Origin of the sequence: Ramlibacter sp. (assembly GCF_035627355.1) — a bacterium.
In the GTDB taxonomy this organism is placed as follows: Bacteria; Pseudomonadota; Gammaproteobacteria; order Burkholderiales; family Burkholderiaceae_C; genus Ramlibacter.
In genome coordinates, this window is sequence record NZ_DASPLW010000001.1 from 20306 (window position 1) to 41467 (window position 21162).

Below are 21162 nucleotides of genomic sequence, written 5' to 3' on the forward strand. Positions count from 1 at the left end.
ATTGGCTACCATCCCCGTCCCATGCAGTACACCGTCGCGGTCCGGACCCTGTGCGAGTTCACGGCCAAGGCGGGCGACCTGGACCTGCGCTTCACGCCCGCACCGACCGCACAGGAAGGCATCGCCGGGCATGCGGCAGTGACCCGTTCGCGCGGCGCCGGCTACGAACGCGAACTGACCCTGGAAGGAAGCTTCCACCAGCTGCGGGTGCGCGGCCGGGCCGACGGCTACGACCCGGCGCGCAACCGGCTGGAGGAGATCAAGACCTTCCGCGGCGACCTGGCGCGGCAGCCGGCCAACCACCGCCACCTGCACTGGGCCCAGGCCCGCATCTACGGCTGGCTGCTGTGCGAGGCGCGCGGCATCGAGTCGCTGGAGATCGCGCTGGTCTACTACGACGTCGGCCGCCAGAAGGAAACCCTGGTGCAGGCGCACCACCACCGCGACGAGCTGCGCGAGTTCTTCGAGGCGCAGTGCGAGCGCTTCCTGGCCTGGGCCGGGCAGGAACTGGTGCATCGCCAGCAGCGCGACGCCGGCCTGACCACCCTCGCCTTCCCGCACGAGGCGTTCCGCCCCGGCCAGCGAGAACTGGCCGAAGCCGCCTACCGGGTGGCCGCCAACGGCCGCTGCCTGCTCGCCCAGGCGCCGACCGGCATCGGCAAGACCGTGGGCACGCTGTTCCCGGTGCTGCGGGCCCTGCCCGGCGCGCGCATCGACAAGCTGTTCTACCTGGCCGCCAAGACACCGGGGCGGCAGCTCGCGCTGCAGGCCCTGGAGCGCATCGCCACCGCCTCGCCCGGCCAGCGGCTACGCGTGCTGGAACTGGTCGCGCGCGACAAGGCCTGCGAGTATCCGGACAAGGCCTGCCACGGCGAGTCCTGCCCGCTGGCCAAGGGCTTCTACGACCGGCTGCCGGCGGCCCGCGCCGCCGCGCTGGAGGGCGGCGCCATGGACCACGCGACGCTGCGCGAGGTGGCGCTCGCGCACACGGTCTGTCCCTACTACCTGTCGCAGGAACTGGCCCGCTGGGCCGACGTGGTGGTCGGCGACTACAACTACTGGTTCGACGGCAGTGCCCTGCTGCACGCCCTGGCGCAGGAGCAGGGCTGGCGGGTGGCGCTGCTGGTGGACGAGGCCCACAACCTGGTCGAACGCGGCCGCGAGATGTATTCGGCTCAGATGGAGCCGGCCGCCCTGCACGCGCTGCGCCCGACGGCGCCGCCGCGCGTCAAGCGCTCGCTCGGCCGGCTGGCGCGCGCCTGGGATGCCCTGGCCCTGTCGCAGCAGGAGCCCTATGCGGTGCACGAGCAGCTGCCGGACGACTGGTTCGACGCGCTGCAGGACACCTCGGCGGCGATCGCCGACCACATGGCCGAGGCGCCGCACGAGCCGGCGCCGCGCCTGCAGCAGTTCTGGTTCGAAGCGCTCGCGATGCTGCGCCTGGCCGAGAGCTTCGGCGAGCACTCGGTGTTCGACCTCACGCTGCGGCCCGGTCCGCGCGGGCCGCAGGCCATCCCCTGCATCCGCAACCTGCTGCCGGCCCCCTTCATCGGGCCGCGCCTGCGCGATGCGCAGTCGGCCGTGCTGTTCTCGGCCACGCTGGCGCCGGACGGCTTCTACCGCGACATGCTGGGGCTGCCGGAGACGACGGCGTGGATCGACGTCCCCTCGCCCTTCGCCGCCGAGCAGCTGAGCGTGCGGCTGGTGCGCAGCATCTCCACCCGCTGGCAGCACCGGGCGGCCTCGGTGGAACCGATCGCTTCGCTGATCGCGCGCCAGTACCAGGCCCAGCCCGGCAACTGGCTGGCCTTCTTCAGCAGCTTCGACTACATGGCCCAGGTGGCCGCGGCCGTGCGCGAACGGCAGCCCGGCTGGCCGCTGTTCGAACAGGCGCCCGGCATGCCCGAGGCCGGCCGGCGCGAGTTCCTGGCCCGCTTCGCGCCCGGCGGGCAGGCGCTGGGCTTCGCGGTGCTGGGCGGCAGCTTCGGCGAAGGCATCGACCTGCCCGGCGACCGGCTGGTGGGGGCCTTCATCGCCACGCTGGGCCTGCCGCAGGTGAACCCGATGAACGAGGAACTGCGGCGCCGGATGGAGCGCGCATTCGGCGCCGGCTGGGACTACGCCTACCTGTACCCCGGCCTGCGCAAGGTCGTGCAGGCGGCCGGGCGGGTCATCCGCACGCGAGAGGATCGCGGCACCGTGTTCCTGATCGACGACCGCTTCGCGCGCGCCGAGGTGCGGGCGCTGCTGCCGGCGTGGTGGCGGGTGGAGACCGCGTCCGCCTGAGCCAGCAGCCGCGGCAGCGGCGACGGGAATCGGGGGCAGCCGTCCTACAGGTCGGCGCGACGGCACCGCCAAAGATCGTGCCTTTGCCAACCAGCGAGGACCTCCCCCCATGCAAGCCACCCTTCCCGGGCTCAATCGCACGGGTGCCACGGCATCGGCCGAAGGCACCCAGGCGATGACCGATGCCGTCAACGAGCTGATGCCGCCGGTGCCGATCGATACCGGCGCGGCGGAAGCCGAGCGCCTGCAGTACATCCAGGATTCGGAAGCCGTCGGTTCGATCCCGCCGCCGATCGGGCTGGACGGCAAGGCCAAGGCGGCGCTGGGCCGGCTCAAGGGCGGGGCGCCGGGGCTGCTGATGGACAAGGTGGGCGAGCGCATCGCGTTCGAGCGCACCGGCGTCCGCCTGTACGAGGCCCTGCTGGCCAAGTACGGGGCCACGGCCCAGCGTGCCGGCGAGGTGCTGCCGCCGGCCGAGAAGGTGCATGAGGTCGCGCACGCGCAGGGCATGGCGGTGCTGGCGCCGGTACTGGGCGAGTCGCCGGCCGAGACGCTGCAGCGCCTGCGCTCGGAGGAACTGGAGCATTTCCGCCTGCTGTGCACGGCGATGCAGGAGCTCGGCGGCGACCCCACCGCGCAGACACCGTGCGCCGACGTGGCCGGCACCGCCTCGATGGGCCTAATGCAGGTGCTGACCGATCCGCGCACCACGCTGGCCCAGTGCCTCAACGCGATGCTCAGCGCCGAGCTCACCGACAACGCCGGCTGGGAATTGCTGATCCAGCTGGCCGAACAGAACGGCCAGTCGGAACTGGCCGGCCGCTTCCTGGGCGCACTGGCGCAGGAGCAGGAGCACCTGGTCACGATCCGCGGCTGGCTGGCCACCCTGCTCACCGAAGGCGCCGGTACGCCCGCCGTCTGAACGCACTGAAAAGAGAAGGAAGACCCCCATGGCCATCAACCTCCTGAAGGACAAGGGCACGCCCCTGCAGCGCCAGCGCATGAGCTGGAAGGACATGGTCGGCAAGCCGATCAGCAAGCTCGACGACGACGCCTTCACGCGGGTGCGGATCATCCTGATGAACGGGCTGGAGCTGGACTCGCTGCGCACCAAGCAGGTCGCCATCCGCTGCCAGGACGGCACCGCGCGTCCGATGCTGGCCGAGCTGATGCGGGTGGAGCAGCACCAGGCCACCACCATCAACTGGCTGATCGGGCCCGACCACTCGCCGATCGAGACCACCATCGGCTACGAGCAGACCGCGATCGAGGTCACGGCCTCGGTCGCCCAGCTCGAGCCCGACCCCTACCTGGCCCAGGGCTATCGCTACGCCCTGCTGGAGGACTTCGACCACCTGTACCGCTACAGCGCGCTTCTGGACCGGCTGGAGGGCAAGGACGCCAACAACATCACGCAGGGCTACACCGACATCGTGCCGGCGCGCGCGACCCTGTTCCACCACCGCGCGCCCGAGCACGACCTGCTGGAGCCCTACGGCCCCGACGCGGAGCTGGCCACCAAGCTGCACGCGCTCACCCTGACCGGCGGCGAGTACCAGACGCACGACTACTACATGAACATCGGGCCGGTGTTCGCCGACCCGCTGGCGCGCCAGCTCTATGCCGAGATCGCCAGCGTGGAGTCGCAGCACATCACCCACTACGGCTCGATGCTCAACCCGAACGAGTCGCCGCTGGAGAAGCTGGTGCTGGGCGAGGTGTGCGAGGTCTGGAACTACGCGGCCTGCCTGGAGCAGGAGGGCAACCCGCGCGTGAAGGCGTTGTGGGAGCAGTTCCTGGACTACGAACTGGGCCACCTGCAGGCGGCGCTGCGCCTGTTCGAGGAGACCGAGCGGCGCGACGCCGCCGAGCTGCTGCGCGACGGACGGCTGCCGCCGTTCATCCAGTTCAGCAGCCAGCGCGAGTTCGTGCGCCAGGTGGTCGAGAGCGAGACCCAGCTGCGCAAGCGCGGCACCGAGTTCGTCGACGAATCGCAGGAGGGCCGCTCCTCGCTGGACTACCGCAAGGCGGTGAACGCCGGCGGATCGCCCTCGGAGACCGTGGCCGCGACCTGGTCCTGGACGCCCGGCACCGAGCTGATGCGCGAGCCGGTCGGGGCCTGATGGCCTGATCGGGCCATCCGCGGCACGGCCGCGGCGGCGCCCGCGCGGGTAAGGTTGTCGTAGGCCCGCGCCGCGCGAGCAAACGTGCGGGCGCCCTGCTGGATCTCCGACCGTGGACATGCCCCGCCGCTCCTTCACCGCCCTGCTGCTGTCCGGCCTGTTCGGCCGCGCCGCGGCCGTGCCGGCACAACCGCCCGCCGTCCCCAGCCCGGCCCACCGGGTCGGGATCGTGCTGCTGCACGGTATAGGCGCGACCGGCGAGAGCATGGCGCCGCTCGCCGCGCGCCTGCGCGAGCCCGGCTGGCGCGTGCTCAGCCCCGACATGCCCTATGGCGGCCCCCAGGCGTTCAGCCAGCCCGTCGCGGCAGCCGAGCGCATCGTGCAGTCGGCGCTGGACTCGTTGCGCCGCGAGGGCGCGACCCGCCTCGTGCTGGCCGGCTTCAGCCTCGGCGGGTTCTTCGCGGCGCACATGGCGGGACGCGTGCCCGTCGACGCGCTGGTGGCGATCGCGCCCAACGGCGGCAGCGACATGAAGCCGCTCGGCGACCAGGTCGCCAAGGCCCGCGAACTGATCGCGGCCGGCCGCGGCGAGGAGCCCACGATGCTGCAGGACTCGGACGTGGTGAGCCCGGCCCGCTACGAGCTGCCGCATGCGGTGCCCTCGGCCTACGTGAGCTGGTTCGACCCGGAAGGCGTGATGAACTGGCGCGCCGTCTGGCGCCGCCTGCGGCCCGGCACGCCGGTGCTGCTGGTCGTGCCCACGCGCGACCTCGCCAACCTGCGCAAGGTCAAGGGCGAACTCTGGTCCGGCCTGCCGCCGCATCCGGGCCATCGCCTGTACGAGCCCCGGTCCGACCACCTGGGTGCGCCTATGGCGTCGGCGCAGGAGGCGGTGCGCTGGATCCGCGAAACGGTGGAGTCGGCTGCGGTCCGCTGAACGCACGTTGTAGGCCGGCACGGACGCGTTCGCCCGCCCTGCTCTTGCGTGTCCGGCGTCCGCCCTCGCTTACCGTGCGGCATCCCCATCCAACAGGAGTTCGCGATGAAGAAGGACCAGGTCAAGGGCAAGCTGAAGGAAGCGGCCGGCGAAACCCAGGAACACCTCGGCCGCGCCACCGGTGACCGCAGCCAGGAGGCTCGCGGCCATGCGCGCGAGCAGGAAGGCAAAGTGCAGAAGAAGGTCGGCGACCTGAAGGACGGCGTCGACCGCATCGTCCGCAAGCCTTGACGCCGGCGCGGCGCCCTTACAGCGCGCCGCCGAGTTCGCCCAGCACGCGCAGGCTCGCCCGTTCGAGCAGTGCCGCCAGCGCCGGGGTGGCGTCGGCTTCCGACCCTTCGACCCGCAGGCGGGGCCACAGCGCCTGCAGGGCGTCCTGCTCGGCGCCGACCGCCGCCTCGACCCGCGGTCGCCACAGATCGGGCTCGGGCGGCACCCGGCCCCGGTGCGCCACCTCCAGGTAGCGCAGCAGCACCGCGGCCAGCAGCGCCTGCAGCATCTCGTCGCTCAGGGCCACGGTGGACACGCCTGGCGCCTGCGCGCCGCGGTTCTTCCACGCGGCGCCCACCAGGGCCGCGCCACCGCCGACCAGCGCACCCAGGGCACTGGCCGCGCCCAGCGTCAGCCCGCCCGTCATCAGGTCCACCGCCGCTCCCATCGCCGCGCCGCTGGCGGCGCCCGCCAGTCCCGCCTGCGGTTCGTGCACCGATTGCTCGATGCGGAAACGCTCGGGCAGCGCGTGATCTTCCAGTGCCGAGCTGCCCCCGCCCTCTACGCCGTGCAGTTCGCGCAGGCGCGTATCACCGCCGGACTGGCGCTCGCGCACGCGGGCCAGCAGCGACGCCATCGCCTGCCGCCGCGCCGCCTGGCCGGCCTCGCGCTCCTCGCGCACCACCAGCTGCCGCACGCCGGTGGGGCGCGTGCCGAGCTCCTCGCTGTCGCGCGCGGCCTGCGCGACTTCCGCCGCCAGCAGGCGCATGGATTCGACCAGCCGGGCATGGGCCCGCTCTTCCCACGCGGTCCACAAGCGCTGCGCACCCGCCGCCTTCCAGGGCGGCAGCAGCCGCTCGATCGCGGCGCGCAGCCGGGCGTCCTCGCGCCAGGTGGGCAGCGCCGCCATGGGCAGGGTCTCGCCACCGGCGGGCGCACGGCGCAGCAGCGCCGCACAGGCGGACTCGCAGCCCTCCCCCGCCAGCAGCAGCGCCGGCGAGCCGCCTTGCTGCAGCAGGCCGGTCCACGCCGCCAGTTCGTCCGGCCGCCCGCAGGACAGAACCAGCAGGTCGGCCCGCAGGGCGGCGGGGCTGGACGGCAAGGCCAGCGGCGAATCCGCACGCCGCAGCACCGGCAGCCAGGACGGCCAGCGGTTGCGTGGCGCATCGGCCCTCTCCGCCACCGGCGCTTCCTGGCCGGGCGGCACCTCGACGCACTGCAGGCTGTCGCCCCGAGCCGTGGTCAGCAGCGTGAAGGGCTCGCCCGGGCGCGCGGCCATCGCACCGCCCGAAGCCTGGCGGAACACCGTCAGGACCGGTGGCACGCCCTCGGCGGGCGCACCGCCCAGGGCCAGCAGCACGCGCGCGGGGCGCACGCGGCCGAGCAGCGGCGTGAAGTCCTCGTGCGCCAGGTCCAGCGTCAGCGAGCGGGCCAGCCAGTGCTGCCGCAGCGTCGCCCAGAGCGCCAGCGCCGCGCGCGGCAGCACCACCAGCAGGCCCAGCAGGGCCATGTAGAGGAACACCCAGCGGCGCGCCTCGGCACGGCCCACGCCTTCGCCCGAGGCGAAATGCAGCCGCGCCAGTTCGTCCAGGCTGAACGGCTCCAGGCCGGTGACGGCCACCACCGGCGAAAACAGGAACTGCAGGAAGGCGTGCACCTGGGGCAGTTCCAGCAGAGTGCTCTCCCAGCCGATGCGGTATTCGCGCACCAGCCCGCCGATGGCGATCGAGGCGGCCACGCCGACGGCCCAGGCCGCAGCCGAGGTGTGCAGCAGGCGCCGCCAGCGCTGGCCCTCCAGTGCGCCGGCCAGGCGCCACCAGCCCAGGCGGAACCGGTTCGCCACCTGCTGCGCGACGCCGCCGCGCGGGCGCTCGACCAGCGCCACCAGGTGGCGCGCCCAGCGCCCCGGTTCGTCCGGACGGCGGCGCGGCCACAGCGCCGCCAGCGCGAGCAGCACGTAGACCGCGAGGTTCCACAGCAGGAAGGCGAGCAGCGGCGGCGACAGCAGGTTGACCTGCCGCGGGTTGTCGATGCGTTCGATCAGCCCGCCCGCAATCAGCGCCAGCAGCGGCAGTCCCCAGGCCAGCCAGGCCTGCCAGGCCGGCGGTTGCTGCAAGGCCGCGAGCCGTGGCTGGCGGTGTTCCAGCAGGGCCAGGACGCGAGCCGCACGATCGAGCAGCCAGGCCTTGGCGTCCAGCGGCTCGCCCCGCGCCGGATCGCCGGTGGCGGCCAGCGCCTCGCGATCGGCCTGCTCGCGCTCGGCCGCGCCGACCAGCCGCCCCTGCGGATCGGCCGCCTCCAGCGCCTGCACCAGCACCAGCCGGCGCGCCTGCGCCTCGCTGACGTGGATCGGTTCGGTGGGGGTGGCGGGACTGTGCAAGCTGCCGATTCTAGGGAGCCGGTACCGGCCGCAGGTCGAACCGTCCGCGCGGAATGACATGCAGGGCGGACACCCTTCGAGGGTGCGCTTTGCCGGTCCTTCCCCGACCGATCGGAGAACCACTCGGGAAACGCGCCGCGTTTCCCGAGTGGTTCAGTGCTTGCCTTTTTCTTCCGCCAGCCGCCGTGCCTCGCGCATCACCACCACGCTGGGCTGCTTCTCGAACGGGGTGGGTGGCAAGCCGATCAAGGCCTGCAGGTAGGCGTGGGCCCGGTTCATGTCGGCGCCTATCATGGCCAGTGCGACCTCGTGGTCGGGCTGGTGCTGCGCGATCTCCAGGTAGGCGGCACGGAAGCGCGCGTAGTCCGCTTCCGCCCGCGCCACGCGGCGCTGCACGGCCTGCATGTTGGCGTACTCTTCACGGGTGTAGCGCATGGAATCCATGCTAGGCCGCAGCGCTGTGTCGATGTGCAACAGGTGTGCAACATCACACAGGCGGTTGCAACGGCGTGAATGTCGTCACGCCGCCGAAGCGCGGCCCAGCGTCTGCAGCAGCACCTCGGGCGTGCAGGGCTTGGGCAGGATGTCGAAGCCCAGTCGCGCGATCGCCTCGAGCTGCTCGGCATAGCCCGTCATCACGATCACCCGCAGCGAAGGCCAGCGCCGGCGCACTTCCCGGGCCAGCGCGACGCCGTCCATCGGGCCGGGCATGACCACGTCGGTGAGCAGCAGGTCGGGCAGCGTCGGCTGCGCCGCCAGCCAGTCCAGCGCCGCGGCGGCCCGTTCGAAGTGGGTGACGCTGCAGCCCATGGTCTCCAGCACCGGGCCGAGCGCCGCTGCCACCTCCACGTTGTCCTCCACCATCAGCACGCGCAGCGAGAGCTGCTGCTGCATCGACGGCAACGTGTCGTCCTTCACCGGCTCCTGCGGGTCCGGCGGGAAGTACATGCGCACGCGGGTGCCCTGCCCCGGCTGGCTCTCGATCGTGGCCGTCCCGCCGGCCCGGTGGCACAGGCCGTAGACCTGGCTCAGGCCGAGGCCCGTGCCCTCGCCCACCGGCTTGGTGGTGAAGAAGGGTTCGAACACGCGGTCCAGCGCCTCGGGCGGAATGCCGCAGCCGTTGTCCGAGACCTCCACCAGCACCAGCGGGCCGTCGACCAGTGGCGGCAATTCGTCCGCTCCGGCATTGCGCGCGGCGATCGCCAGCCGGCCGTCCTGCTTCAGCGCGTCGCGCGCATTGATCGCCAGGTTCAGCAGGGCGAGCTCGAACTCGGCGGCATCGACGCGGATCGGGCGGGTGCCGGGCGCCACCTCGACCGTGAGCTGGATGCGGCTGCCCAGCACCGGCCCCAGCAGGTCGCGGATCGCGGGCAGCCGGTCGGCCAGCACGACGTGCTCGGGCACCAGCGCCTGCCGGCGCGAGAAGGCCAGCAGTTGCCGCGTGAGCTTGGTCGCGGAGCCGACCGCGCGCCGGATCGAGTCCAGGTACGGGCCCTCGGCCTGCGGCTGCTTCATCTTCAGCAGCAGCAGGTTGTTGCTGATCACCATCAGCGCGTTGTTGAAGTCGTGCGCGACGCCGCCGGTCAGGCGGCCCAGCGCCTCCAGCTTCTGCGCCTGCAGCAGCGCCTCCTCGACCCGGCGGCGGGCCTCGGTTTCCTGCTGCAGCCGGTGCGCGGTCGCCAGCGCGTCGCGGCTGCGCCGCAGGGCCAGCCGCACGGCCATGAACAGGGCCAGCACGGGCGGTATGCCGAAGGCCGCCAGCCAGCCCATCTCGCGCAGCCAGCGCTTGCGGATCTCCAGCGTGTCCATGCCGGTCCCGAGGTAGATCGGGTAGCCGCCGACCTTGCGGAACGCGAGCAGCCGCAGGCGCCCGTCCATCGACGACACGCCGTGCGCCGTGCCGGCGATCGCGCCGGCGCGGATGCGCGACATCACCGGGCTGTCCGGCGCGAGGCTGGGCGGCTGGACTTCCAGGTTCGGCCAGCGCGTGAAGACCAGCCCGTCCTCGCGCAGCATGGTGATCGCCAGGCCGGGTTCGTCGGCCGCGAGGTCGCCGTGGAAGTTCTCGAAGTAGCTGGTCAGCAGGCTGACGGACACCACGCCGCCGAACCGGCCGTCCGGTTCCAGCCGCGCGACGCTGACGTCGAAGAAGGATTCGCCGGTGGTGCGCGACACCAGCGGCCTGGAGATGTACACGCCGCCGCGGCCTTCGGCGTGCCAGCGGAAGTAGTCGCGGTCGGAGACGTCGACACCGGGCGCCGGCGAGAAGCGGCTGGTCACCAGCGGCCGGCCGTGCGGGCCGAACACCAGGATGTTCTGCAGCTGCGGCTTGTTCTTCGCCAGTTCGCCGAGCAGCGCGTGGATGCCCGCCTCCTGCCGTTCGATGCGATCGCTCGCGCCGGCCGAGATGTCGACCACCCGGGCCAGCAGCGACTCGGTGGTGTCCATCACCCGCAGGGCGTGCTCGGTGGCAATGCGCAGGGCCCGGTCCAGCCGCACCTCGGTCTCCTCGCTCAACTGCTGGTAGCGGTAGAGGCCGACGCTGGCATAGGCCAGCAAGGGCAGCAGCAGGCACAACCAGGGCAGCCAGCGCAGGGCCTGCAGGCCCGCTTGGGGCGGCGGCTCGGGCGGCGCCGCACTGTCGGGAACGGGAACGGCGGAAGCGGGACTCAACTGCTGGGTGGGCGGCGGGCGAAAGGGACTCGAGCGTAGCCGAAGGTCAACTCAGCCATGACATCCATCGCGTGTTCGCGCAGGCCATGCGAGACGCGGCCGCGCGTCCCGTCAGCCCGGGCTGCGGCAGCGAGTACGCGACAGCACGGTCTCCAGCGCGGCCAGTTCCACCGGCTTGGTCAGGTGCGCGTCGAACCCGGCCTCGGCGGTCCGCTGGCGATCGGCTTCGGATCCCCAGCCGGTCAGCGCGGCGATGAAGACACCGGCCATGCGCGGGTCCCGTCGCAATTGGCGGGCCACGTCGAAGCCATCCATCACGGGCAATCCGAGGTCGAGCAGCACGACGTCCGGCTGGAAACCGGCAGCACGCTCGACCGCTTCGCGGCCGTCGGCGGCGCCCTCCACTACGTGGCCCAGCATGGACAGCAGAGCCACCAGCGTCTCGAGGCCGTCGGGGTTGTCCTCCACCACCAGCACGCGGCGCGACGCCGGTGCACCGTCGGGCTGCTCGGCCCGGGCGGCAGGGCTGGCTGCCGCGGGGCGACGCGTGGCCGGCGAGGCTGCCGGCGCGTGGGCGCCGCCCGAAGACACGGAATCCTGGAACATGAACATCTGTAACGAATGATGCCATGCAGCGGAGCTCATCAGGGCTGCAGAAGGGGCCGTTCTAGGGAGCCCCGCCGACGCGCTGGCGGTCAACTGCGAACAGCGTCACGGACCGGTTCCCGGCCGAGCCGTGGCATGCCGCCAACCCGACAGGCAACGAAAAAGGGCCGCATCGCTGCGGCCCTCGGGGTGGCAAGGCGTGCGCCTGCGGTCAGGCTGCCGGCTGCAGGCCCATGCGGGTGTTGAAGGACCAGCACGCCGCCTCGAAGCTGCGGATCTCGTTCAGGGCCTCGCGCAGGCTCATCTCGCCGCGCTCCATCAGCTTGCCGGCCAGGTGCTCGGTCAGCGGCTTCTGCCGCAGCAGCAGGGCCTTGGTCTCGCCGTACAGTCGCTCGCTCTGCGCCTCCATGATGCTGCGCGTCTCCTCGTCGAGCTGGCGGCCGCCCTGGCCGTCGTTGGCCAGCGCGCCGAAGTTCAGGCGGGTCTTGCGGTACATCCCCATCTCGGCCACCGCGTGGTGCAGCAGCTTGGTGACGCGAGTGATGTCGTTGTGGGCGCCGTTGGTCGTGCCCTCCTCGCCGAAGAACAGCTCCTCGTTGGCCATGCCGCCCAGCAGCACGCGCACGTCGTGCTCGATGTCGCCCTTGGTCTTGAGCAGGTTGGCGCCCTGCTTGTGGAACACGAAGCCCAGCGCGTTGTTGCGCGGGTTGGCCTTGAGCGAGATCTTGATGGTCTTCATCTCGGCCAGGATGGCCTCCCAGTCGCCGCCGGCCTTCTTGCGCTCCTGCTCGAAGTCGACCAGGAAGTGGCCCCACTCGTGGATGGCGATCACACGGCGGTCACGCTCGCGCTCCTTGGTCGCGTTGCTGTTGACGTTGCCGACCATCACGCGCTCGGCCGCCTGCATCAGCGTGTCGGTGCCGATCATGATGCCGGCCTGCACCGCGGTGATCCCGGCCTGGTTGACGATGGTCTCCAGGTCGGCCGGGCTGCGGCCTTCGGTGATCTCCACCAGGTGGCGCAGGTCCAGGTCCGGCAGCACCTTCTCGGCGCGCTGCGACAGGTAGTGCTCGATGATGGCCTGCCGCTCCTCGCGGTTGGGCAGCCGGAAGTCCACCTTCATCTGGAAGCGGCGCAGCATGGCTTCGTCCATCTGCATCTGCTCGCTGTTGAAGTTGGACGCGACGATCCAGATGATCTCGGCGTCGTTCTTGGTGCGCACGCCGTCCAGCACCGCCAGCAGCATGTTCTGGGTGTCGTCGTCGAACTTGCGGTGGCCGCCGCGCTTCATGAACAGGTCCTGCGCCTCGTCCAGGAACACGATGCAGCGCTTGCGCCGCTTGGCCATGGACACGATGCGCGACAGCGTGTTGGCGCCGCCCCCGACGTAGCCGGTCTCCAGGTTGACCGCCGAGTGGAACAGGATCGGCAGCTGCAGTTCCTTGGCCAGGTAGCTGGCCAGCTTGGTCTTGCCGGTGCCGGCCGGGCCGCTGAACATGACGTTGAACGGCTTGTTGATGCCGTACTCGGCGTACTCGGCGCGCCGCATGTACTGGTCCTTGATCTGGGCGACCTCGGACTTGATGTCGTCCATGCCGACCAGGTCGTCCAGCGAGCCGCTGACCTGCGAGGGCTCGATGAACTTGAGCGACTTGAAGTGGCCCTTGAGCTGGAAGGCCAGGAAGCCCAGCAGGCCCAGGGTGAGCGCGGCCGACAGCACGCCGGAGACGCCGGCCTTCCAGGCGTCCTTCTCCGACTGCGGGCGGGCACCCTCGAAGCCCTGGTCCAGGCGCTCCAGGATCTTCAGGCTGGACTCGTTCAGGTCGGCCCGCGGCACGAAGCTCAGCCGCGCGCTCCAGGGAGCCGAGACCGCCTTGTCGGCAAAGATCTTGGTCTCCATGTCGGAGGGGTAGTAGGCGTACTGCTTGCCACCCGACTCGACCAGCACGAAGCGCTCGGAGACGTTCCACATCAGCGGCTTGTAGATCACCGTGATGCGGTCCACCGGGTTGTTCTGCACGAAGCTCAGCACCGAGCCGGTGCCGAACACGACCGGCTTGCTCTCGTCGAACGCGGCGATGCCGTCGGCCTGCGCCATGGCCTTCACCTCGGCGGCGACGGCGGCCTGCTTCTGCATCAGCACGAAGGAGTAGATCCCGGTCACCGGGATCATCAGGGCGACGATCACGACCAGCAGCTTGACGGCCGCGCTCTGGATCACGAACCAGTCGGACACGCGCGACGCTGCCTTCTTGATCGACAGCCAGAGGCCGCCGCCGGAGGGCGTCTCGTCCTTGCCGAATTCGGGGGTGGGAGTGGAACTGACGGATAAATCAGACATGCAAGTCCTCTCTTGTCAGTTGAATCCTACAGACGGGTGTTTTTGCGGGCGAGCGAAATCCGCTGCAAGGGCCGATACGGGGGCCTCATCGTGACTTATGCACGCGGGAAAAACGGGTGTGGCTGAGCCGTTTCGCGGGGAGGCTCGACCGTACGTTTTCCGCCCTGGAAGCGGCGCTCCTGCGGATGGCTCGGAGGTGGCTCGACAGGAGGAACCCGGAGGTGAGGACTGCATCCAACCGTGTGGCCGGGTTTTTTTCAAGTTTCTTCCCCCGGCTCCTTCGTCCCCCGCTGCCGCACGACGGCCGGGGGACTTTTTCTTGCCCCAGCCGTTCGTTACAGGACGTCGGCGGCGTCCTACGGTGTAACAGCGCCTGCTCCCAGCCGTTGCCGCCGCTGCGCTTCCTAGCATCGCGTCCTCGCCGCGCCACAGCGGCACATGCAAGGGAGGAATGCATGACCCACACCGGTCTGCTGTCGGGCCTGTCGCCCATCCATGCGCGGGATTCGCTGGCGCAGCCGCTGTTCGACCTGGTGCCGGCGCCGGCCGCGCGCCAGGCGCCCGAGGCGCGCCTGTACCCCGGTGACGGCCAGCCGGTGCTCGTCTTCCCGCGCGAGGGCGCGGGGCCCGAGAGCACGGCGGACTTGCAGCGCACCTTGCAGCAGGCCGGATTCCGTGCCTTCGACTGGGGCCTGGGGGTGGACAACGGGCCGCAAGGCATGGGGCTGGCGCGCTGGCTGCGCAAGCTGGAGGACGGCCTGCTCGATGCGTACGAAGCCACGCAGGCGCCCCTCACCCTGCTGGGTTGGGGCCTGTCGGGCATCTATGCGCGCGAACTGGCCAAGCGCGCCCGGACGCTGGTGCGCCAGGTGATCACGCTGGGGACGCCCTTCAACACCGCAGCCGACCCGCAGCGCCGCTGCCGTGTGTTCGCCCTGCTGGATGCGGGCCCTGAACGCATGCCCCTGGCCGTGCGCACGCGCCTGCGGCAGCGGCCGCCGGTGCCGGTCACCTCGATCTACAGCAAGGACGACGGCGTGGTGCAGTGGGCGCAGTGCCAGGAAACCGAGTCGGCCGACAGCGAGAACATCGAGGTGCCCGGGGCGCGACACGACGAACTGCCCATGCACCCGCTCGCGCTGGAGGCGATCACCCATCGGCTGGCGCAGCCCGAGGGGTGCTGGAAGCCGTTCGCGGCCAGCCGCTTGCCCTTGTCCTGAGAGTCCCCTTGCTTCGCGGCGGCCGCGTGCACCGCAGTGCCGCCTCGGCCGCAGCGTAAGCTCGCGGGTCCGATGACGCCCTCCCGCCGAGCGCTCCTGCCCGACCTCCGATCCTCCTGCGCAGGGAAGGACGCGACTCCGCGATGAGCCTGGCCTTGTGGGCCGCGGCGGCCACCGGCGTCCAGGTCGGCGCCGCCATCGTCGCTTCCCGGTTCGCGGTGGCCGAGGTGCCGCCGCTCACACTGGCCATGCTGCGCTACGCGATCGGTTTCGCCTGCCTGCTGCCGTTCGCGCTGCGGCCGTTCGCCGCCATGCCGCGGCCGATTCCGGCCCGCGACCTCGGCGCGATGGCGGCACTGGGCATAGGCCAGTTCGGCGTACTGATCGCCCTGCTCAATTTCGGGCTGCAGCGCGTGGCCGCGGCGCCGGCGGCGCTCATCTTCAGCCTGTTCCCGCTGCTCACGCTGGCCCTGGCCGCCGCCCTGGGCCGGGAGCGGGCCTCGTGGCGACTGCTGGCCGGGGTGGTGCTGTCGATCACGGGCGTCGGCCTGACGCTGCTGCCCAAGCTGCACGCGGGCGCACAGGGCAGCGGCTGGTGGGGCGAGCTGGCGGTGCTGGGCGCGGCCGCCACCGGTGCGCTGTGCAGCGTGCTGTACCGGCCCTACCTGCAGCGCTACCCGGTGGTGCCGGTCTCGGCCTTCGCGATGATGGCGTCGGTGGCGGCCCTGGCGCTGCTGGCGCTGCCGGAGGCCTGGCCGGCACGGCTGGCGACCTTCAGCGGGGTCGCCTGGGCGGCGATCGCCTTCATCGGGCTGTCCAGCGGCATCGGCTATTTCTGGTGGCTATACGCGCTCAAGCACGAGTCGCCAACCCGGGTGACGGTGTTCCTCGCGCTCAATCCGGTGACCGCCGCCCTGCTGGGCTGGCTGCTGCTCGGGGAGCAGCCGGGTGCGGCCGGATGGCTCGCGCTGTTGCCCATCGCCGCCGGCCTGTGGCTGGCCGCCACCGCCACGGATAATCGCCGCCCATGAGTTCCCCGCGTGCTCCGGCCGAAGGCGCGACTTCGGGTCGATCGCAGCCCGCCTCCCTCACCGATCTCTTCCTCTCCTTCACCTGGCTGGCCCTGCAGGGCTTCGGCGGCGTGCTCGCCGTGGTGCAGCGCGAGCTGGTCGAGCGCAAGAAATGGCTGACCCGGGAGGAGTTCGTGGAGGACTGGGCGGTCGCCCAGATCATGCCAGGCCCGAACGTGGTCAACCTCTCGCTGATGATCGGCGCGCGCCACTTCGGCCTGCGCGGCGCGCTGGTGGCGCTGGCCGGCATGCTGGCGGCGCCGCTGGCCGTGGTGCTGGCGCTGGCGCTGCTGCACTCGCGCTTTGCCGATTCGCCGCAGGTGGCCGGCGCCCTGCGCGGCATGGGCGCGGTCGCGGCCGGCCTGATCACCGCCACCGGGCTGAAGCTGGTGCCTACCCTGCGCACGCACCCGCTGGGCCCGGCCGCCTGCACCCTGCTGGGCGTCGCGAGCTTCGTGGCCATCGCCGTGCTGCGCTGGCCGCTGCTGGGCGTGCTGCTGGTGCTGGGCGGGCTGTCGTGCCTGCTGACCTGGCTGCGCCTGGGGCGGGCCTGAAGGACGCGCCATGCAGATCGTGATGGCCGCCGCCGACTGGCTGTCGCTGCTGCTGCACTTCCTGGTGCTGTCGCTGCTGTCGATCGGCGGGGCGATCACCACCGCCCCCGACATGCATCGTTTCCTGGTGCAGGACCGCCACTGGCTGACCGACCTGCAGTTCAGTTCCTCGGTCGCCATCGCGCAGGCCGCGCCCGGGCCGAACGTGCTGTTCGTCGCCCTGATGGGATGGCAGGTCGGCCTGAACGCCGGCGGCCTGGGTCTGGCCCTGGCCGGCGTGGCGGTGACCCTGTTCGGCATCCTGCTGCCCAGCACCACCCTGACCTACTTCGCGGCGCAATGGGGCCATCGCAACCGCGACCTGCGCGCCGTGCGCGCCTTCAAGCAGGGCATGGCGCCCATCGTGGTGTCGCTGCTCGTCGCCACGGGCTGGGTGCTGGCCTCGGGCGAGCACCCGCAATGGAGCGACGCGCCGCTGTGGGCGGTGGCGCTCGTCGCGACGCTGGTCGTGTGGCGCACCCGCATCCACCTGCTGTGGCTGCTGGGCGCCGGTGCGCTGCTGGGCTGGTTCGGGCTGGTCTGACGCTCAATCCGCCAGCAGGGGCGGCAGCAGCGTGGCGGCGGTGCCGCGCAGGACCTGGTCGGCGACCGCATCCAGCTCGCTCGGATGCGGGTTGAGGACCACCACGCGAGCCCCGGCATCGGCGGCCACCTGCGCCAGGCCGGCGGCGGGATGGACCATGCCGCTGGTGCCGACCACCAGCATCAGGTCGCAGGACTCGGCCGCCCGCTCCGCGGCGTCCAGCGTGGCGAGCGGCAGCATCTCGCCGAACCAGACCACGGCGGGACGCCGCAGGTTGCCGCAGGTCGGGCACCGCGGCGGCCGGCCGGCCAGCGGCGCCTGCGCGGTGCAGCAGGCGCGCGGCGCTTCCAACCAGGTGTCGTCCACGATGTTGCCGTGCAGCGCCAGCACGCCCTCGCTGCCGGCGCGCTGGTGCAGGCCGTCGACGTTCTGCGTGACCAGCGTGAGCCGCCCCGGGTGGCGCCGGGCGTAATCCGCTAGCGCCAGGTGGCCCGCGTTCGGCACCACGTGCCGCATCGCCTCGCGCCGCTGCGCATACCAGTCCCACACCCGCTGCGGATCGGCCCGGAAGCCGGCCTCGGTCGCCAGGTCCTCCGGCCGGAACCGCGCCCACAGCCCGGTCTGGGCATCGCGGAAGGTCGGCACGCCCGACTCGGCGCTCATGCCGGCGCCGGTGAGCACGGCCACGCGGTCGGCTGCCGCGATCCAGCCGCGCACCGCATCGAGGGTCATGAGCGTTGCCGCAGGGCCTCGTACAGGCAGATGCCGCTGGCCACCGAGACATTCAGGCTCTCGACGGCCCCGCACATGGGGATGGAGACCAGTTCGTCGCAGGTCTTGCGGGTGAGCTGGCGTATGCCGCTGCCCTCGGCGCCCAGCACCAGCGCGACCGGCGCCTTCAGGTCGGCCTGGTACAGCGTGCGCGGCGCATCGTCGCTGGTGCCTATGCACCAGATGTTGCGTTCCTTGAGCTCGCCCAGCGTGCGCGCCAGGTTGGTGACCATGAAGTAGGGCATGGTCTCGGCGGCGCCGCTGGCGACCTTGGCGACGGTGGCATTGAGGCCGACCGCGTGGTCCTTGGGCGCGATCACCGCGTGGGCGCCGGCGCCGTCGGCGACCCGCAGGCAGGCGCCGAGGTTGTGCGGGTCGGTCACGCCATCGAGCACCAGCAGCAGGGGCGGCCCCTGCACCTGGTCGAGCAGGTCGTCGAGCGAGCGAGCCGCCGGCAGCGGAGCCACCCGGGCGGCCACGCCCTGGTGGCCATGGCTGCCGGCCAGCTTGGCGATGCGCAGGGCGTCGGCCTCGATCAGCCGCACGCCGGCTTCGCGCGCCCGCTCGAGGAACTGCCGCATGCGCGCGTCGCGGCGCGTGGGCTCGAAGAACACTTCGAGCACCGTCTGCGGCGCCGTCTTCAGCCGCACCCCGACGGCATGGAACCCGAACAGGACTTTGGCGGAGGAAGACATCGGCCCGATTATCGGCCGCGCCGGGGGCGCTCAGCCGGCCACGATGTGCCCGGCCTCGATGGTGATGCGGCGTTCGCAGCGCTGCGCGATGGCGCGGTCGTGCGTCACCAGCACCAGCGTCGTGCCGCGCTCGCGATTGAGTTCGAACATCAGGTCCATCACCCGCTCGCCGGTGGCGAAGTCGAGGCTGCCGGTGGGCTCGTCGGCCAGCAGCACCGCCGGTTCGACGACGAAGGCGCGCGCCAGCGCGACCCGCTGCTGCTCGCCGCCCGAGAGCACCTTGGGATAGTGGCCCAGGCGCTCGCCCAGGCCGACCCGCTGCAGCATGGCCGCGGCCGCCTTGCGCGCGTCGCGCCGACCGGCCAGTTCCAGCGGCAGCATCACGTTCTCCAGCGCCGTCAGGTTGCCCATCAGCTGGAAGCTCTGGAACACGAAGCCGAGCTTGCGGGCGCGCAGTGCGGCCCGCTGGTCCTCGTCCAGGGCGAACAGGTCCTCGCCCGCCAGCCGCACCGTGCCCCGCGTGGGCGTGTCCAGCCCCGCGACGATGGACAGCAGCGTGCTCTTGCCGGAGCCGGAGGCCCCGACGATGGCCGCGGTCTCGCGCTCGGCCAGGGTGAAATCGATATCGCGCAGAATGTCGAGCGTCCCGGTGGAATCGGTCACCGACTTGTGGACGTGTTCGACGGCGATGATGGGTTCAGGCATGGAGGTCCGTTTTTCTTGAGGCGCAGGCACTTTATCGCGGCTGGGCTGGCCGCCGCCCTGGCCGGGCCGGCGCTGGCCGCCGGCGCGACGGTCATGGTGGTCGGGGACTCCCTCAGCGCCGAGTACGGCCTGCCACGCGGCAGCGGCTGGGTTTCCCTGCTGGAGCGCAAGCTGGCGGCCGAGAAGATCGATGCGCGCCTGGTCAACGCCAGCATCAGCGGCGACACCACCTCCGGCGGGCGCTCGCGCCTGCCGGCCCTCCTGGCCAAGCACCGGCCCACCCACGTGGTGATCGAGCTGGGCGGCAACGATGCGCTGCGCGGCCTCCCCCTGGAGATGACCCGGGCCAACCTGTCCGCCATGGTGCAGGCAGCGGCGAAGGCCGGTGCCCGTGTGTTGCTGGTGGGCATGCAGCTGCCGCCCAACTACGGCGCCCAGTACGGCCAGCGATTCGCCGAGCTGTACGCCCAGGTCGCGCGCGAGCACCAGGCGGCGCTGGTGCCCTTCCTCCTCGACGGCATCGCCGACGGGCCGGATGCCGTGAAGTGGTTCCAGGCCGACCGCATCCATCCCAACGAGGCTGCGCAGCCGCGCATGCTGGCCAACGTCTGGCCTGAACTGAGGAAGCTGCTGAAGTGAGCGTGCAGGTCCTGCCGGCCGCCGAGGCAGCGGCGCGGCTGTCCGGGTTCGACACCGTCATCGACGCGCGCAGCGAGTCGGAGTACGCCGAGGACCACCTGCCCGGCGCGGTGAACTGGCCCTCGCTGAACGACGAGGAGCGAGCGCGCGTAGGCACCATCTACGTGCAGGACAGCCCCTTCGAGGCGCGCAAGATCGGCGCGGCCCTGGTCGCCGCCAACGTCGCGCGCCACATCGAGCGAGAGGTGCTGGCCAGGCCCAAGGGCTGGCAGCCGCTGGTCTATTGCTGGCGCGGCGGCAAGCGCAGCGGTGCGCTCTCGCTGGTGCTCGACCAGATCGGCTTCCGCGTCACTCTGGTCGAGGGCGGCTACAAGGCCTTCCGCGGCGCCGTGCTGGCGCAGCTGCCGGACCTCGCGCAGCGCCTGCACTATCGCGTGGTCTGCGGTCCCACCGGCGTCGGCAAGACGCGGCTGCTGCATGCGCTGGCGGCCGCCGGCGCGCAGGTGCTGGACCTGGAAGGCCTGGCGCGGCACCGCAGCTCGGTCCTGGGGCTGATCCCCGGCCAGCCGCAGCCCAGCCAGAAGGCCTTCGACACCCAGGTCTGGGACGCCCTGCGAAAGCTCGACCCGGCACGGCCCGTGTTCGTCGAAAGCGAGAGCCGCAAGGTCGGCAACGTGGCGGTGCCGGAGGCGCTGATCGCCGCCATGCGCGCCAGTCCCTGCCTGCGGCTGGAACTGCCGGACGACGAGCGCGTCGCGCTGCTGCTGGAGGACTACGCCTTCTTCGTGCAGGACCCCGAGCTGTTCTGCCAGCGGCTCGCGGCGCTGACCCAGCTGCGCGGCAAGGCGGTGGTCGGGCGCTGGCAGGAGCTGGTGCGTGCCGGCGAGGTGGAAACCGTGGTGCGCGAACTGCTGCTCACGCATTACGACCCGGGCTATTCGGCCTCGATCGCGCGCAACTTCGCGCAGTACGGCCAGGCCCGGCCCTGCGTGCTGGCCGATCGCAGCGCCGCCAGCCTGGAGAAGATGGCCCGCGAGCTCGCCGCGACGGCCGGGTGACGCTCAGGTCTGCGGCGGCTGGTCGGCCGGTGCCGCGGACTCGTCGGACGGTTCGGCGGCGTTGTCTCCGGCCTCTTCCTCGCCCGGGCTGGTGCCGCTCTTGCGTTCGGCCTTGGCCTTGAGCTTCTCTTCCTTCTTGCGCTTCTTGGCCAGCTCCCGTTGCCGCTTCTCGTATCCGTAGTTGGGTGTCGCCACTGCGCTGGTTCCGGTGGGTTGGGATGGCCCCACTGTACGCCATCGGGCGCGCGCCA

General features: G+C 71.7%; 20 protein-coding genes. 11 read left to right on the forward strand and 9 right to left on the reverse strand.

Annotated elements, in window-relative coordinates:
* Positions 1-21 precede the first annotated feature (21 nt).
* The 5 genes from VEC03_RS00125 to VEC03_RS00145 all read left to right on the forward strand — a co-directional run bounded on the left by VEC03_RS00125 (position 22) and on the right by VEC03_RS00145 (position 5637).
* A complete protein-coding gene (locus VEC03_RS00125; RefSeq protein ID WP_324912091.1) occupies positions 22-2286 on the forward strand; it encodes an ATP-dependent DNA helicase in 2265 nt (754 codons plus the stop codon).
* Between the two features lie 109 nt (positions 2287-2395).
* On the forward strand, positions 2396-3208 hold the full coding sequence (locus VEC03_RS00130; RefSeq protein WP_324912092.1) for a ferritin-like domain-containing protein: 813 nt from the start codon (positions 2396-2398) through the stop codon (positions 3206-3208).
* Between the two features lie 28 nt (positions 3209-3236).
* A complete protein-coding gene (locus VEC03_RS00135) occupies positions 3237-4409 on the forward strand; it encodes a hypothetical protein (protein ID WP_324912093.1) in 1173 nt (390 codons plus the stop codon).
* A gap of 118 nt (positions 4410-4527) precedes the next feature.
* Entirely contained in the window at positions 4528-5346 is an 819-nt protein-coding gene (locus tag VEC03_RS00140; protein ID WP_324912128.1) for an alpha/beta fold hydrolase, read from the forward strand.
* A 105-nt stretch (positions 5347-5451) separates the two neighbouring features.
* Positions 5452-5637 (forward strand): CsbD family protein, encoded by a 186-nt coding sequence (locus tag VEC03_RS00145; RefSeq protein WP_324912094.1) that lies wholly within the window; start codon positions 5452-5454, stop codon positions 5635-5637.
* Between the two features lie 16 nt (positions 5638-5653).
* On the opposite strand, the gene VEC03_RS00150 is transcribed toward VEC03_RS00145, so the two are convergent.
* From VEC03_RS00150 to VEC03_RS00170, 5 genes are all read right to left on the reverse strand, one after another.
* Positions 5654-7996 carry a DUF3482 domain-containing protein gene (locus VEC03_RS00150; RefSeq protein ID WP_324912095.1) on the reverse strand — a complete coding sequence of 781 codons (2343 nt, stop codon included), beginning with the start codon at positions 7994-7996 and terminating at the stop codon, positions 5654-5656.
* A gap of 153 nt (positions 7997-8149) precedes the next feature.
* Complete coding sequence (locus VEC03_RS00155) at positions 8150-8431, reverse strand: hypothetical protein (RefSeq protein ID WP_271234461.1); 282 nt, start codon at positions 8429-8431, stop codon at positions 8150-8152.
* 84 nt (positions 8432-8515) lie between these two features.
* The gene (locus tag VEC03_RS00160) at positions 8516-10669 is read right to left on the reverse strand and encodes a hybrid sensor histidine kinase/response regulator (protein ID WP_324912096.1); all 2154 of its coding nucleotides are present in this window, start codon (positions 10667-10669) and stop codon (positions 8516-8518) included.
* 111 nt (positions 10670-10780) lie between these two features.
* Positions 10781-11275 (reverse strand): response regulator, encoded by a 495-nt coding sequence (locus VEC03_RS00165; protein ID WP_324912097.1) that lies wholly within the window; start codon positions 11273-11275, stop codon positions 10781-10783.
* 211 nt (positions 11276-11486) lie between these two features.
* Positions 11487-13616 carry an AAA family ATPase gene (locus tag VEC03_RS00170; RefSeq protein ID WP_324912098.1) on the reverse strand — a complete coding sequence of 710 codons (2130 nt, stop codon included), beginning with the start codon at positions 13614-13616 and terminating at the stop codon, positions 11487-11489.
* Between the two features lie 455 nt (positions 13617-14071).
* Here VEC03_RS00170 and VEC03_RS00175 point away from each other — a divergent pair, with 455 nt between their 5' ends.
* The 4 genes from VEC03_RS00175 (at position 14072) to VEC03_RS00190 (ending at position 17043) form a co-directional block, all read left to right on the forward strand.
* Positions 14072-14836 carry an alpha/beta hydrolase gene (locus tag VEC03_RS00175; protein ID WP_324912099.1) on the forward strand — a complete coding sequence of 255 codons (765 nt, stop codon included), beginning with the start codon at positions 14072-14074 and terminating at the stop codon, positions 14834-14836.
* Positions 14837-14979: 143 nt separating this feature from the next.
* Complete coding sequence (locus VEC03_RS00180; protein WP_324912100.1) at positions 14980-15867, forward strand: DMT family transporter; 888 nt, start codon at positions 14980-14982, stop codon at positions 15865-15867.
* Complete coding sequence (locus VEC03_RS00185; protein ID WP_324912101.1) at positions 15864-16460, forward strand: chromate transporter; 597 nt, start codon at positions 15864-15866, stop codon at positions 16458-16460. Before VEC03_RS00180 ends, VEC03_RS00185 begins: the two co-directional genes overlap by 4 nt.
* 10 nt (positions 16461-16470) lie before the next feature.
* Positions 16471-17043, forward strand: coding sequence for a chromate transporter (locus VEC03_RS00190; protein ID WP_324912102.1), 573 nt, complete (start codon positions 16471-16473; stop codon positions 17041-17043).
* 3 nt (positions 17044-17046) lie between these two features.
* Here VEC03_RS00190 and VEC03_RS00195 read toward each other — a convergent pair whose 3' ends face one another.
* From VEC03_RS00195 to VEC03_RS00205, 3 genes are read right to left on the reverse strand one after another with little or no spacing between them, the layout of a single operon-like run.
* The gene (locus tag VEC03_RS00195) at positions 17047-17775 is read right to left on the reverse strand and encodes an NAD-dependent deacylase (protein WP_324912103.1); all 729 of its coding nucleotides are present in this window, start codon (positions 17773-17775) and stop codon (positions 17047-17049) included.
* Positions 17772-18509 carry a 23S rRNA (guanosine(2251)-2'-O)-methyltransferase RlmB gene (gene rlmB, locus VEC03_RS00200; protein WP_324912104.1) on the reverse strand — a complete coding sequence of 246 codons (738 nt, stop codon included), beginning with the start codon at positions 18507-18509 and terminating at the stop codon, positions 17772-17774. Before rlmB ends, VEC03_RS00195 begins: the two co-directional genes overlap by 4 nt.
* Before the next feature lie 30 nt (positions 18510-18539).
* Positions 18540-19214 carry an ABC transporter ATP-binding protein gene (locus VEC03_RS00205; protein ID WP_324912105.1) on the reverse strand — a complete coding sequence of 225 codons (675 nt, stop codon included), beginning with the start codon at positions 19212-19214 and terminating at the stop codon, positions 18540-18542.
* Positions 19215-19229: 15 nt separating this feature from the next.
* Between VEC03_RS00205 and VEC03_RS00210 the strand changes: the two genes are divergently transcribed.
* Both VEC03_RS00210 and mnmH read left to right on the forward strand, forming a co-directional pair.
* Positions 19230-19853 (forward strand): arylesterase, encoded by a 624-nt coding sequence (locus VEC03_RS00210; RefSeq protein WP_324912106.1) that lies wholly within the window; start codon positions 19230-19232, stop codon positions 19851-19853.
* Complete coding sequence (gene mnmH, locus VEC03_RS00215; protein ID WP_324912107.1) at positions 19850-20911, forward strand: tRNA 2-selenouridine(34) synthase MnmH; 1062 nt, start codon at positions 19850-19852, stop codon at positions 20909-20911. Before VEC03_RS00210 ends, mnmH begins: the two co-directional genes overlap by 4 nt.
* A gap of 3 nt (positions 20912-20914) precedes the next feature.
* On the opposite strand, the gene VEC03_RS00220 is transcribed toward mnmH, so the two are convergent.
* A complete protein-coding gene (locus VEC03_RS00220) occupies positions 20915-21106 on the reverse strand; it encodes a hypothetical protein (RefSeq protein WP_324912108.1) in 192 nt (63 codons plus the stop codon).
* Positions 21107-21162 lie beyond the last annotated feature (56 nt).

Coding starts and splice junctions, on each gene's coding strand:
- VEC03_RS00135 (WP_324912093.1), top strand. CDS start 3,237: ATGGCCATCAACCTCCTGAAGGACAAGGGCACGCCCCTGCAGCGCCAG.
- VEC03_RS00130 (WP_324912092.1), top strand. CDS start 2,396: ATGCAAGCCACCCTTCCCGGGCTCAATCGCACGGGTGCCACGGCATCG.
- VEC03_RS00175 (WP_324912099.1), top strand. CDS start 14,072: ATGACCCACACCGGTCTGCTGTCGGGCCTGTCGCCCATCCATGCGCGG.
- VEC03_RS00180 (WP_324912100.1), top strand. CDS start 14,980: ATGAGCCTGGCCTTGTGGGCCGCGGCGGCCACCGGCGTCCAGGTCGGC.
- VEC03_RS00195 (WP_324912103.1), bottom strand. CDS start 17,775: ATGACCCTCGATGCGGTGCGCGGCTGGATCGCGGCAGCCGACCGCGTG.
- VEC03_RS00155 (WP_271234461.1), bottom strand. CDS start 8,431: ATGCGCTACACCCGTGAAGAGTACGCCAACATGCAGGCCGTGCAGCGC.
- VEC03_RS00140 (WP_324912128.1), top strand. CDS start 4,528: ATGCCCCGCCGCTCCTTCACCGCCCTGCTGCTGTCCGGCCTGTTCGGC.
- rlmB (WP_324912104.1), bottom strand. CDS start 18,509: ATGTCTTCCTCCGCCAAAGTCCTGTTCGGGTTCCATGCCGTCGGGGTG.
- VEC03_RS00205 (WP_324912105.1), bottom strand. CDS start 19,214: ATGCCTGAACCCATCATCGCCGTCGAACACGTCCACAAGTCGGTGACC.
- VEC03_RS00190 (WP_324912102.1), top strand. CDS start 16,471: ATGCAGATCGTGATGGCCGCCGCCGACTGGCTGTCGCTGCTGCTGCAC.
- VEC03_RS00145 (WP_324912094.1), top strand. CDS start 5,452: ATGAAGAAGGACCAGGTCAAGGGCAAGCTGAAGGAAGCGGCCGGCGAA.
- VEC03_RS00170 (WP_324912098.1), bottom strand. CDS start 13,616: ATGTCTGATTTATCCGTCAGTTCCACTCCCACCCCCGAATTCGGCAAG.
- VEC03_RS00165 (WP_324912097.1), bottom strand. CDS start 11,275: ATGTTCCAGGATTCCGTGTCTTCGGGCGGCGCCCACGCGCCGGCAGCC.
- VEC03_RS00125 (WP_324912091.1), top strand. CDS start 22: ATGCAGTACACCGTCGCGGTCCGGACCCTGTGCGAGTTCACGGCCAAG.
- VEC03_RS00185 (WP_324912101.1), top strand. CDS start 15,864: ATGAGTTCCCCGCGTGCTCCGGCCGAAGGCGCGACTTCGGGTCGATCG.